This window comes from Halobacillus campisalis (assembly GCF_030345335.1).
Classification (GTDB): domain Bacteria; phylum Bacillota; class Bacilli; order Bacillales; family Halobacillaceae; genus Halobacillus_A; species Halobacillus_A campisalis.
This window is the reverse complement of the sequence record NZ_JAPVRC010000004.1, coordinates 279,301-292,008: the sequence shown is the minus strand read 5'-3', so window position 1 is coordinate 292,008 and position 12,708 is coordinate 279,301. Positions and strand designations below refer to the sequence as shown.

Annotated in this window: 15 protein-coding genes; 5 read left to right on the top strand and 10 right to left on the bottom strand. The window is 39.9% G+C overall.

The annotated features are described in order from the left end of the window. Nucleotides 1–15: 15 nt before the first annotated feature. Nucleotides 16–1,494: a leucyl aminopeptidase gene (locus O2Q26_RS11250; RefSeq protein WP_289215988.1), complete on the bottom strand. Its 1,479-nt coding sequence runs from the start codon at nt 1,492–1,494 to the stop codon at nt 16–18. A gap of 158 nt (nt 1,495–1,652) precedes the next feature. Here O2Q26_RS11250 and O2Q26_RS11245 point away from each other — a divergent pair, with 158 nt between their 5' ends. After that, nucleotides 1,653–2,126, top strand: a complete 474-nt coding sequence (locus O2Q26_RS11245; RefSeq protein ID WP_253936763.1) for a divergent PAP2 family protein — start codon at nt 1,653–1,655, stop codon at nt 2,124–2,126. 76 nt (nt 2,127–2,202) lie between these two features. On the opposite strand, the gene spsC is transcribed toward O2Q26_RS11245, so the two are convergent. The 3 genes from spsC to O2Q26_RS11230 form a co-directional block, all read right to left on the bottom strand. Then, nucleotides 2,203–2,841 (bottom strand): stationary phase survival protein SpsC, encoded by a 639-nt coding sequence (gene spsC, locus O2Q26_RS11240; RefSeq protein WP_289215987.1) that lies wholly within the window; start codon nt 2,839–2,841, stop codon nt 2,203–2,205. Between the two features lie 220 nt (nt 2,842–3,061). Beyond that, nucleotides 3,062–3,379 (bottom strand): YuiB family protein, encoded by a 318-nt coding sequence (locus O2Q26_RS11235; RefSeq protein ID WP_289215986.1) that lies wholly within the window; start codon nt 3,377–3,379, stop codon nt 3,062–3,064. Nucleotides 3,380–3,441: 62 nt separating this feature from the next. After that, nucleotides 3,442–4,662: an NAD(P)/FAD-dependent oxidoreductase gene (locus O2Q26_RS11230; RefSeq protein WP_289215985.1), complete on the bottom strand. Its 1,221-nt coding sequence runs from the start codon at nt 4,660–4,662 to the stop codon at nt 3,442–3,444. Nucleotides 4,663–4,962: 300 nt separating this feature from the next. Here O2Q26_RS11230 and O2Q26_RS11225 point away from each other — a divergent pair, with 300 nt between their 5' ends. Beyond that, entirely contained in the window at nt 4,963–5,949 is a 987-nt protein-coding gene (locus tag O2Q26_RS11225) for an NAD(P)/FAD-dependent oxidoreductase (protein ID WP_289215984.1), read from the top strand. Between the two features lie 57 nt (nt 5,950–6,006). Here O2Q26_RS11225 and O2Q26_RS11220 read toward each other — a convergent pair whose 3' ends face one another. The 3 genes from O2Q26_RS11220 to O2Q26_RS11210 form a co-directional block, all read right to left on the bottom strand. Then, a complete protein-coding gene (locus O2Q26_RS11220; RefSeq protein ID WP_253936768.1) occupies nt 6,007–6,369 on the bottom strand; it encodes a HesB/IscA family protein in 363 nt (120 codons plus the stop codon). Nucleotides 6,370–6,507: 138 nt separating this feature from the next. After that, complete coding sequence (locus tag O2Q26_RS11215) at nt 6,508–6,744, bottom strand: YuzB family protein (protein WP_289215983.1); 237 nt, start codon at nt 6,742–6,744, stop codon at nt 6,508–6,510. 87 nt (nt 6,745–6,831) lie between these two features. Then, entirely contained in the window at nt 6,832–7,167 is a 336-nt protein-coding gene (locus tag O2Q26_RS11210; RefSeq protein WP_289215982.1) for a YuzD family protein, read from the bottom strand. Between the two features lie 165 nt (nt 7,168–7,332). On the opposite strand from O2Q26_RS11210, the gene O2Q26_RS11205 reads away from it, so the two are divergent. After that, the gene (locus O2Q26_RS11205) at nt 7,333–7,554 is read left to right on the top strand and encodes a NifU family protein (RefSeq protein WP_101843185.1); all 222 of its coding nucleotides are present in this window, start codon (nt 7,333–7,335) and stop codon (nt 7,552–7,554) included. A 364-nt stretch (nt 7,555–7,918) separates the two neighbouring features. Here the strand turns inward: O2Q26_RS11205 and O2Q26_RS11200 are convergent, their stop codons facing one another. Then, nucleotides 7,919–8,884 (bottom strand): 2-hydroxyacid dehydrogenase, encoded by a 966-nt coding sequence (locus O2Q26_RS11200; protein ID WP_289215981.1) that lies wholly within the window; start codon nt 8,882–8,884, stop codon nt 7,919–7,921. Between the two features lie 155 nt (nt 8,885–9,039). Here O2Q26_RS11200 and O2Q26_RS11195 point away from each other — a divergent pair, with 155 nt between their 5' ends. Both O2Q26_RS11195 and O2Q26_RS11190 read left to right on the top strand, forming a co-directional pair. Beyond that, the gene (locus O2Q26_RS11195; protein ID WP_289215980.1) at nt 9,040–9,546 is read left to right on the top strand and encodes a phosphatidylglycerophosphatase A family protein; all 507 of its coding nucleotides are present in this window, start codon (nt 9,040–9,042) and stop codon (nt 9,544–9,546) included. Nucleotides 9,547–9,672: 126 nt separating this feature from the next. Then, entirely contained in the window at nt 9,673–11,223 is a 1,551-nt protein-coding gene (locus O2Q26_RS11190; protein ID WP_289215979.1) for a hypothetical protein, read from the top strand. Nucleotides 11,224–11,380: 157 nt separating this feature from the next. Here O2Q26_RS11190 and O2Q26_RS11185 read toward each other — a convergent pair whose 3' ends face one another. Both O2Q26_RS11185 and hepT read right to left on the bottom strand, forming a co-directional pair. Next, nucleotides 11,381–12,154 carry a TIGR01457 family HAD-type hydrolase gene (locus tag O2Q26_RS11185; protein WP_289215978.1) on the bottom strand — a complete coding sequence of 258 codons (774 nt, stop codon included), beginning with the start codon at nt 12,152–12,154 and terminating at the stop codon, nt 11,381–11,383. Between the two features lie 11 nt (nt 12,155–12,165). Continuing rightward, complete coding sequence (gene hepT / locus O2Q26_RS11180) at nt 12,166–12,609, bottom strand: type VII toxin-antitoxin system HepT family RNase toxin (RefSeq protein ID WP_289215977.1); 444 nt, start codon at nt 12,607–12,609, stop codon at nt 12,166–12,168. Nucleotides 12,610–12,708: the final 99 nt, after the last annotated feature.

Genomic DNA, 12,708 nt, shown 5'->3' with positions numbered 1-12,708 from the left:
GTAAAGGCCTTTTTTTTATGAATAAATAGCAAATGAAGCTAATGTACGTGCCATCACTCCAGAGGGTCCTTTTGGCCCTAATTCATGACTTTGTTCATTTATAGAGGTTCCTGCTATATCCAAATGAACCCACGGTGTATCTTCAGCAAATTCCCCTACAAAAGCGCCCCCCATAATCGCATGAGCTTTTCTTGTCGGAGAGTTATTTAAATCGGCGATGTTACTCTTTTTAATCTGGGCGCGATAATCCTCATTGTATGGCAGCTGCCATACTGGCTCTCCCATTTGCCCGGCAATAGCACTGACCTTATTAAATAGAGAATTATTATTCGTCATGGCTCCTGTCATCCATGAACCTAATGCTGTTACGACACCTCCTGTCAGAGTAGCCACATCGATGATCCTATCAGCTTTTAAATGCTTGGCATACGTGACGGCATCCGCTAGAGCAAGACGACCTTCCGCATCAGTATTCAACACTTCGATCGTGCGCCCGCTCATAGAAGTGATGACATCATCGGGTTTAAATGCAGACCCCGAGATCATATTGTCCGTAGAAGGAATAACCGCCAGGACATTGCACTTCGGCTGAACGCGCCCAATGGTTTCCATTGCTCCAAGAACAGCCGCTGCCCCTCCCATATCCCCTTTCATACCAGGCATACCAGTTTTAGGTTTGATGGAATAACCACCCGTATCATAAGTAATTCCTTTGCCTACGAATGCCGTGACATCATCCCATTCAGGCAACCCTTGATACTTTAGGACAATCATCGCCGGAGGCTCCTCAGAACCCTGATTGACCGCTAAAAGTGCACCCATCCCCATTTGTTCCATATCATCCTTTTCTAATATTTCTACAGAAAAATCGTGCATCAATGCTAATTCCCTTGCAAACTCTGCCATTTCAGCAGCTGTAAGCAGGTTGGCCGGAGAATGAACAAGGTGCCTGGCAGTATTGACCCCTTTACTTAATGCGTAACCTAAAGCTGATGAATAATAAAGGTCTTCTTCTGTCTCTTTTGTAACGAAGGTCAAAAACTTTACATAAGGGAGTTCTTTTTTAGCTTTCGTTTTGAAATGGGACAACTGATAGGTCGCCATCCCCATACTCTCTGTAATTAATGATGCGCACTCCTTAGGAGATAAATCAGATGGTACAAGTCCATCCAATTCGATAGAAACTTTAGTGATTCCTTCTCCCTGAAGTTTTTTGAACAAAGCTCCAAAAGCTTTTCGAAATCGATCTCGGGTCAGATTGTTTTCATCTCCTAAACCTACAAAGTAAACCCTTTTCGGCTGTGCTTGCTTGTGGGTCAAAAGCTTCGAGATTACCTGATAGTCACTTGATATATCTCCTGCGTGGGCATACTCCGATACCGATCCGTTCATAACTTCATTTAAACTTTCGAAAGACTTACTTACTTTTCCGGAAAATAAACCAATCACTAACGCTTCTTCTTCGTAAAACAGTTCTTTCCTGAATTGAAACATCGCAACTCCACCTCCAATTGTCAGTATACTAGACTTTGCATATGATTTCGCAGCTAAGTTCTTAAACGACAATTTGATCTCAAATATGATATGATACTTAAGAAACACTCTTAAAAAAAGACACTTACTTTAGGGTCAGAAAGGATGTCAAACGAGACATGGAGTTACTACAAAACTTTCCTTTGTGGGCAGCCATTGCAGCGATTTTTTTTGCACAAGTGGTCAAAATCCCCATTCAATTCATCGCTTCAAGGAATCTGGATCCCGGACTAGCGTTTAGTACAGGGGGAATGCCTAGTAGTCACTCCGCCGCAGTCACCGCTTTGTCCACAGCTGTAGGGATAGAGCATGGCTTCAACTCATCCATATTCGCTATCGCTGCTGTTTTCACAATCATAGTGATGTTCGACTCAACTGGAGTCAGACGGCAGACTGGTGAACAGGCCATCATGCTGAATATCCTGCTTAACGACTTTCAACGTTTCGTTGGAGAAGCAAGAGAATGGGCGAACAAAGAAGATTTCCAGAAACGAGAAGAGTTAAAAGAATTATTAGGTCATAAACCTATTGAAGTTTTCTTTGGTGGCCTTACGGGAATTTTACTGACTGCATTTTTACATTCGCTTTTATAAAAATCTCACAAAAATATCATGTAACAGAGACTTATAGCATAAACAAGCCGGTATCGAGGATACCGGCTTGTTTATGCTATTCAGCTAATATCTGCTCCCGAAACACTTCCAATGTTTCGTTATTATTGTAATGAATGAGTTCTTCTTCGGCTAAGGTGCCATCGCCCTCTTCGACCACATATACTTGCGTTTCTTTTTTGCCCCAGTGATTGTATACATCATCGACGCTCGGATAATACAGATCTATCTTATCCCCTTTAATCGCTGACCCTGTATCAGCTACCACCCCATAACCATACCCGGGTATGAATAAAACGGTTCCGATGGGGAAAATCTCTATATCAGCAGCAATTGTAGAATATAAATCTCTTTTCACTTCCACTCCCGAATACGTGATCCCAAAAGCCGGATGGTCTTCATTCTTACCTGTTGATTCATACCCTGCCGTATATCCCGTAGCCATAACTGTACGTGTAGGATATTGTGAAAGATTCAATAGTTCTACTACATCTTCTTCTGTGGCAGAATAAGATGTGGCAGGTTGGCTTGAAGGATTTGTGATTTTACGTTTATCTTCACTCTCGGATGTCTGTTGTTTTAAAGCCAGCCAATCATCGACATCTTTTATAGATAGATTCGATATATTCGCCCACGTGCTGTACATAGCCCCAATAAAAAGGAGGATGAATAGTAATCTCTTGATTATATTAAGCATGATGATCACCTCACGATGTTCATCATGTCCAACGTCGACCTTTTTTATTCAAAAACCCTACTCATTCCTCGACTTAACCATAATAAGAGAGCCTTAATTTAGGCTTTCAAGAAAAGAAACTTAAATAAAAACACCAACACCCGATATTTTAAAAAGGCTAATAAAAAAACCTTAACAAAGAGCTGAGTGCCCTCGTTAAGGTTCATTAATTGTTCATTAATCAGAACATTTGATATCCATTTTTCCTCAGCCATTTGATCACTAAGCCTGCAGCAATGGTTCCGACGAAACCACTCGTTAGAATGACAATATCCACCACTTTCAAATTTACAAGCCTTTCAAAAACAGTTGAAAAAGCATATACCGTATCAGTAAAATAACGGCTCACTGCGAAGTTATCAACTATTAATAAGACAACAATTGGATAAACGATGGCCATGATCCAGGATGAGCGAAGAATCATATTCAATAAAAAGCCTATACCAAAGAAAAGCACAAAGAACAAAACCATAGATACTGCAAATTGTACAATATTCAAAGAAAGATCCCCCTACTTGTAAAAAAGCAAAGGCAAAATTGCCTTTGCTTTACATGTGACCCTTATTTAAAGAAGTTTAACTTCCCTTTTTTCAGAAGAAGACTTGGTCCGCCTAATTTTAGCAAGTAACGATTGTCAATGACTTTCTTCATAGCTGTAGCTGACCATCCAAATAACTTCTTATCATCAAACACTACACCAATAGCATCGTCATGGCCTAAAGAAGCTACTGTACCTTTAAGGTCAGGTTTGAATGGTTCAAGGTGTTTGTCACCATCCACTAGTTTCTTAAGGTTAGCCGCAGTATTTTCTGCCATTTGAATAGCAATTTGAGCTGTTGGTGGGTACGGACGTTCTGTCTCTTCGTTGAAAATCAATGCACAGTCCCCTACGATGAATACTTCAGGATACTGCTTACTTGTCAAATCAGCTTCAACCGGCATACGGCCGCGGTTTGCTTCAAACCCTGACTCTTCAACTAGAGAATTCCCGCGTACGCCTGCAGCCCATACAACTGTGTTCGTAGCAATCTCTTCACGCTGCTCGTCTTTTTCGAATACAAGCTTGTTTTCTGTAACTTCCTTGATCATTGCGCCAATCTTAAATTCAACGCCTTTAGCTTCCAGCGAGTTCATCGCATATTCAACTAATTCAGGATCGAATCCTGGAAGAGCTGTAGGTGCAGCTTCAACGTTGATAATACGCACTTTGTCACGAGGGATATCATACTCTTTGCAAAGTTCAGGGATGCGATTAGCTAATTCACCTACGAATTCAATACCAGTGAAACCAGCTCCACCAACGACAATGTTCAAACGTTCTTCTTTCGGTTGTGCTTCATTGTTGTATTTAGCAAAGTTATACTCGATGTGCTGACGAATCAAACGTGCACTATTAATACTGTTAATCGTATAAGCATGTTCTTTTAAGCCTGGGATACCGAATGTAGCAGCTTCAAATCCAAGCCCAATCACTAGATAGTCGTAAGAAAGTTCTCCATTTTCGAGCACGACTTTCTTTTCTTCAGGAAGGATGCTTTTAACTGTATCCTGTACAAAGTTTATTTGACTCGTATTCACAACTTCCTTGATCGGAATACGCGTTTTATCATGATGTAATGTTCCTGCAGCATTTTCATGAAGCCAGGTCGTTTGGTAATGATAGCTGTGTTTATTGACTAAGGACACGTTTGCATCATTAGGTCCAAGAAGTTTTTGCAATTTGACAGCTGTCATAATTCCGCCGTAACCCGCGCCCAATATAACAATATTTGGTTTTTTCATACTTATCACTTCCATCTTTGAATTTTTGATACTCTTCGGTGCTTGTGACTCGTTTCACACAGCCACCCATAAAAAAAAACCTGTCAGTACGTATATAGTTCTGTCACAAAATCGTAAATGTTTTCTATCACCATATTAGACTTTTTTTCTCGCGTTTTCAACCCTTTCATCATTTATCCGAAAAGTGTAAAAATTATAACAACTTGAAAAGGCTTACAATAGGACATAGGTGCTTCAATACTATTATTTATGATAGAATAGTAAAAGTGTAATTTGATTTTGAACAGGGGGACAACTACTATGAGTGATAAAGTTTATGATATAACGGTAATTGGCGGCGGACCTACTGGGTTATTTACAGCCTTTTACGGGGGGATGCGCCAGGCAAGTGTAAAGATCATTGAAAGTTTACCTCATTTGGGTGGTCAGCTATCTGCTCTTTACCCTGAAAAATATATATTTGACGTTGCAGGATTCCCTAGAGTAGGAGCCCAGGAGCTTGTAGATAACTTGAAAGAACAAGCGTTAGCCTTTGATCCAACGATCTCACTCGAACAATCGGTAGAAACGATTGAAAGATTAGAAGACGATACTTTAAAGCTTACAACAAATAAAGAAGTCCATTATACAAGAACCATCATAGTCACAGCAGGTAACGGTGCATTTCAGCCAAGACGATTAAAAATTGATGATACAGAAAAGTTTGAAGATACAAACCTTCATTATTATGTAGATGATATGAATAAATTCGCTGATAAAAACGTAATGATTTGCGGCGGAGGAGACTCTGCTGTCGATTGGGCGCTCATGCTTGAACCGATCGCTAAACAGGTGAATCTTGTCCACCGTCGTGATAAATTCAGAGCTCACGAACATAGTGTCGAGCAGTTGAATAATTCCAAAGTAAACCTACTGACACCTTACACACCCGAAAAAATGATTGGAAACGATCGTATTGAACAAGTAGTACTTCAAAAGGTAAAAAGTGAAGAAATTAAAACCATTGATGTTGATGAAGTAATCGTGAATTATGGTTTCATCTCATCGTTAGGTCCCATAAAAAATTGGGAGCTGGAAATCGAAAAAAACAGTATCGTTGTGAATTCTAAAATGGAAACGAACATCAAAGGGATTTACGCAGCTGGTGACATATGTACGTATCCTGGTAAAGTAAAACTAATTGCTTCAGGGTTTGGAGAAGGCCCTACAGCTGTCAATAATGCAAAAGCGTATATGGATCCGGATGCAAGAGTCCAGCCTAAACACTCAACAAGTATGTTTTCATAAAAAAAAGCTGTCCCTAAGAGTCTATTTCCTAGACTTTTGGGACAGCTTTTTAAATTATTAACAGTTTGGATCTGGCGTACCAGCGTTTGTTGCGGTTTTAAAAGAAGAACCACAACCACAAGATACAATGGCATTCGGATTGTCGATCGTAAATCCGCCGCCCATCATATTTTGTTTGAAGTCGATTTTAGTTCCTTCAACAATTGGAATATCCTGCGTGCGAATCACGACAGAAATCCCATTGTATTCCTCTATAGTATCAAGTTCCTTGTTTACCTCATCTTCAAAACCCATAGCGTACGACAGCCCACTGCATCCGCCGCCTTTTACTCCGAAGCGCAAATGCACATCTTTTGATTCTTCCTCTTTCAACATCTCATGAATCTGATGGTTTGCCGCTTCTGTGATATTAAGAATCATCATGGACTCCCCTTTCTTATCCTTATTTTTCAGTATACTAACTGATTTTTATTTTATCAAACGAATACTATGGCTATTTACAGAAAAAAGCTTCTGCTCACATTTGCAGAAGCTTTTATTTATAAGCGCGACACTGTATTAAAATAACGGGTTTTCCTCCAGGTGTTGATAAATATTAGTTACAAGTTCTTCTGCAGTGTCCGCCATGACTCGTTCTCCATTAACTAAAGCAAAAAGTCCTTGAGAACAAATGCCGCAATGGCTGAGACAGCCGTATTCTACAACATCCAGATCAGGGTCTTTTTCTAATTTTTCCATTGCTTCATCAGACCCGCTGACTAAATTATTAACGCAAAATTCTATGATTGGATTCATCCGCTTCACCTCATTATCCTGGATGAAACCCCGATACATTCTCATAGTACCATATTTCACAATTTATTTATATTGTCAGTTGGATGTTTATACGTCTTTCTGGTATTCTAAACCATATTCCTCCAATGCAGCATATACTTCTTTTAAACGAGGGTTTCCTTCACCAGCAATTTTTTCGTTGATTACGACTAGTGGGTAGAACAACTCGTCTTCCATTATCCAATCAATATATTTTCGGTCTACTTCCTCAAGCTCTGTATCATGCAAATCTACATAGCGATATTTCAGACCATCTGTATGAAATTTCCTGGCAACGGCAGCCTGAAGCCATTCATATGTTTCTTTTGATCCTGGAGCATTCACGCAACTGGCACATCTTTCTTCAGCTCCATAAACGGTGAGTGTTATTTTTTCTGCAGTCATCCCTTGTCCTCCTGTAACGTTTATTTGTAGGTACCTACAGTTTACAAAACCTCGAAAAAAAGATAAAATGAAAATGGTTCTCAATTTATTTTTTTTAGTGAGACGATCATAGATTTTTATTGAAATTGGATTTATAATTAGATCAATGAAAGGGGAAGATTGAACATGGAAGCTCAAGTTCAAGAAGTACTGAATAAACTTCGCCCATTTTTACTTCGTGACGGAGGAGACGTTGAATTAGTAGACGTTGAAGACGGAATTGTACGTCTTCGTCTTATGGGTGCATGCGGGAACTGCCCAAGTTCTACAATCACTCTAAAAGCAGGTATTGAACGTGCCCTTGCACAAGAAGTTCCTGGGATCTACGAAGTAGAGCAGGTATTTTAATAAATCGCCAGACTGCATTCAAATCCGTACACCTATGTGTGCGGATTTTTTAATGGCTGCTCTAAACTTTGCTGGTTTTTCATTACAAGTTATTCAACAATATGGCAGGATTGCGGAATACTTGGTTTTGAGATAACCGGAGTTCGTTACCCTGTTAAGAGCCAGGGGTGGTTGGGAAGCTACTCGCTTTCCTGTGGGAGCAGCGGGACAGGTGAGCCCCCGCAGAGCGAAAGCTTGAGGAGGCTCAGCGCCCGCCCCACGGAAAGCGAACCTTTTCCTTCAGCCCCTAAGCTCCCACTATGTCTCGAAACTGAGCTTTCAAGAATAGGGAGCTTATTTGAAAAATCACTTTTAACAATGCCCTTTAATTAACGGGGGTCACTGCTTCCTTACCGCTCAGCACGTTTGACAGGTTTTCCAGACACAATGTAATCATAGCTTCCCTCGTCTCAATACTGGCCGAGCCAATATGAGGCAGACAGACGACCTGTTTAAGGGACAGCAGCGGATGAGAAGGAGAAATAGGTTCATTTTCAAATACATCTAAACCCGCTCCTTTAATTTCCCCAGATTGAAGCGCAGCATATAAGGCATCTTCGTCTACTGTCGCTCCCCTGGAAACATTGATGAAAATGGAGCTGTGCTTCATCTTTTTAAACACTTCTGTGTTGAAAAGCTTAGTCGTTTCTTTCGTAAGCGGGACGAGACACATTACGAAATCACTCGATTCTATCAAATTATCGAAGGATTCATAACGAACGCCGATTGCTTCTTCGGCTTCTGCTTTTCTTGTTCGGTTATAGTATGCGACATCCATGTCGAAGCCTTTCGCTCGTTTGGCTACCGCTTCTCCAATCCTCCCCATTCCTACAATTCCTAATTTCTTGTGATGTACATCTGAACCTGCCAATAAAAAAGGAGACCACTTTCCCCACTGCCCCTCTTTAACATACTCTGCGGCTTCAACAACTCGTCTTGCTGCGGCTGTCAATAGAGTAAAGGCCAGGTCCGCTGTAGTGTCCGTGAGAACATCGGGCGTATTCGTAACAATGACATTCCTTTTTTCAGCGCTATCTACATCAATGTTATCAAAGCCTACTGCCATGTTGGCTACAATTTTTAAATGAGAGGAATGATCTAATAGTTGGTCATCCACTTGATCTGTGAGTGTCGTAAGAACCCCATCTGCTTTCTCGAGCTCCTGCTTGAGTACCTCAGGAGGGACAGGTTCCGTTTCACTCTCCCACATGTAAAGGTTCAAATTATTTTTATAACGGGCAGTTAAGTGTTCTGGGAGTTTCCTTGTGGAGTAAACATAGGGTTTGTTCATTTTAAAATCACCTCTAGTTTATTATAATAGAAATGAAGGAGGACTACACATTTTAAGATACGTGAACGACCATCTGGTATAATACAACTAACGCTTTAATTTTTCAATAATATGCTATAGAGTAAGCAGCAACTGTTAACAGGGAGGTCTTTATCTTGAGAGAAGAAAACAGAAAAATTTCCGTATTAGAAAAAACAGCCAGAGATTGGCTTAGTGACCGAGGTGTCACGATTGATGATATGGCTGAACTTGTCCATTACCTTCAATCTAAATATCACCCCAATTTATCGATGGAGGACTGTCGCTTTAATGTTCACCAGGTGTTGAAAAAAAGAGAAGTTCAAAATGCGATATTAACCGGAATTCAGCTTGATAAACTTGCTGAGACAAAAGCGCTTGAGGAGCCGCTTCAAGCGACTATAGAAGCAGATGAAGGTTTGTATGGGGTGGATGAAATCATCGCGTTTTCCATTGTAAACGTATATGGTTCAATCGGTTTTACAAATTACGGCTATATTGATAAACAAAAACCAGGAATTCTAAAGAAATTGAACGATAAATCTTCTGGTGATTGCCATACTTTTCTAGATGACATTGTAGGTGCCATTGCAGCCGCGGCATCAAGCCGGTTAGCCCATAGTGCGGTAGGCGAAGAATATTAAGCAGAACCTACTGAGAAACCGCTCCATTTTTGGGGCGGTTTCTTACTTTTTTTGAAACTTTATCCAAATCAATTCGTATAATCAAAGTGAACTACAAAATATAAGAAAGAGGTGTACAACACGGCAATGAGAAAAAAATTGATTTGGCTTCTTCCATCGTTCATCATGCTGATGGGAATTGCATTATTATTTTATGAAAATTATCAGGAAGTCACGGAGCCTCCAAAACAAAACTGGAGTCGCGAAATTGAACTTGCCTCCACCTCTTCGACCGCGGACCCTGTCGTACAAAAAAAAGAAAGTGGTATGGATATTTCCTATTTAGATGAAAATGGAGTCACTAAACTTTTCCTTGATGAATCTTTCACTATTGAAAATGAACATACATACGAAATCCCTTACGACAAATGGACTCAGTTTTACCAGGATGAAGAGAATCTAATATATTCGGATTATTATGGAATGTATGATGGGGAAACCGGTGAAAAAATCTCAGACATAACACGTTTCTTCCCTTTACAAAAGCAGATTATTTATCAGGAAGAACTTGAAGTCATGCTCCTTGACCCCGACACCCTTGAACCTACTCCTTTGATTACACTAGATGAAAAAGAAACTGAACTATCGGTCGTTGAAGACAACGGCAGCATTTATATACTCACCTATTACAATGGAGGCGGAAACAACCAACTCACTTTTTACGATATTACCTTTGATGGGGCTGAGGAACTCGGCACGATCGAATTCACTGTCAGAAACTCTGAAGTAGTAGAAGATATTAATTTCTCCATTCAAGAAGACCAGTACTCCCTCCTGCTCACTACGAATCAAAAACAAACGATGTCGGGCTCTCCCGTCAATTTTTACTACTTCGCCCAGGAAAGCATGAATGAGAACCCTGAGCTGGAACTTCTGGAACTGTATGATCCAAATAGTAAAGGTAACCTGACTGACATATCGGATATTGAATTTTCATCCGCCGATGATCAAACTCATATTACTTTTAAAGCATTAGGGTCTACAGAAACAATGTATAGAAATGAAAGGCAGTTTAACATCTATGAAGCGTGGATAAGCGAAGATGAAGCCTCAAATGTCTCCAGACTGAGCAATACTCCAGACTCTTCAGGTCACCCTTACTGGATCGATTCAGAAACTATCCTATGGTTTGACTTAAAAGGGGACGCCAACCGAATGCTTCTGGCCTCGTCAGATGAGCAAATTATAAAACAGTCTAATCAAATGACAATTAATTATTTTTTAAATACGTTAGGCAAAACACTTGGTATGTTATCCTACAGCTTCTTCACCTTACTTGTAGGCGTCATTTGGTTTATCTGGCCGATGTTATTTTTAGCATTTATCATGTTTGGACCTGGAAATGCGATTGATCACGACAAACCCTGGATATTCTTCTCAGGAGCTGGAATATATTTAGCTGCCGCTTTTATTTTTAACGATCGAGTGTTCACTTCGACCTTGATGGCCAGAGCACCTGATTATCTAAGCTTTTTAGCCAGCCCTTTCGTTTTCATCAGTATATTCGCACTTATCACCTATGCTATTATTGCGCTTAGTGCCAAGAAGCTTGATTGGTCCGTATCAATCAGACTCTCTTATTTCATAGGCATTCATTTATTGTTCATCACCATATTTTTCGGTCCCTACTTATTATAAGCCTCTTCAATCTCAGTCTTGGTTTATTAAATAAACTTTCAATTTCCTTTTACCTTACATTGCTCTTGTTAATTGTGAATCTGGACTTTTCGAGAGGAATATGGAAAATGCTGAAGTCAAGAAAAAAGAGAAAATGACGCTATGGATCTCAATAGCGTCATTTTCTATCTAATTTCCATTTATATAAATCGGTGATTTTATAAGTAGGTTGTTCATCATAATGTTTAATACTTTCAAAAGTACTGACCCCTGTTTCCACCATTAGTGTATCTATACCCGAGTGGATACCCGCCAGAATATCTGTATCATAATTATCCCCGACCATTAGCACATCTTTTTTTGAAAAACCTAACTTTTCGATGGCTTGCTCCATGAGGATAGGTTCAGGCTTACCTGCAAAGACAGGATCTATGCCCGTGCTTACAGATATAACTGAAGTTATGGCTCCATTACCGGGCACCATGCCTCTTTCAGTAGGAATAGCGACGTCCTTATTCGTACTTATTAACTTGGCTCCATTTCTAATTTGCAAACAGGCTTTTGCCAGTTTTTCATAGGTGAGACCGCGGTCGATGCCTATTACCACATAATCGGCGTTATCGTCTACGATTTGAATGTTTTCGTTTTCAAGTGCAGAATACAGTCCTTCTTCTCCTATGACATACGCCTTCGCATGATGTTCCATTAATCGTATATATTTGGCAGCCGCCATGCTTGAGTTGAATATTTGTTCTTCGCGAGCATCAATCCCCATTTTCATTAATTTCTCAGCTACTTTCTCAGGGACTGTAGCTGAATTATTCGTAACGAACAAATGAGGAATCCCTTCTTGGTTTAATTCTTTAATAAACTCTGCGGCACCTGGGATCTTTTCATTTCCTCTGTACATTGTTCCATCCAAATCAATTAAATAAGCTTTATAGTGCACCATAACTGTCAGCTTCACTCCTTATTGCTTGAAAAAGCAGACACAGGACCTAATTCTTCATCCAAATAAGTCCGGACCCGAATTGGAAATTTGAGCAGCGAGTCTTTATTGACTTCCCACACTCTCATGACTGCTTCATGATCAATATTTGTATAATTTTGTACAACCTCTTTTCTAAGTCTTATGATGTCTTTGTAACCAGATTTTTCGCTCTCAGGGAGAACTTTTTCATCCGTTAAAATATCAATAATATCCTCATAACTGCCGGGATCTCTCATAATGAAGCCATCAATCATTTGATTTCCTGCATCAATGATAGCTTCAACCGTTATGTGAACCTTTCTTTCGAAAGCAAGGCGTTCGGCGAAAGTTTGTGCTTGCTGCTTCTTAGATTCATCGAGAAGCCTTTCCATATATTCAAGAATTTGCTCGATTTTTCGTCTATCTACAAAATACATGATCCTACCTCCTTTGACTTTCTGACCGTATAAATTCTTGCTTAGTCCAATTACCATTTTACTACAATGATATCCTTTTGCTAAAATGAAGTTAGGTTA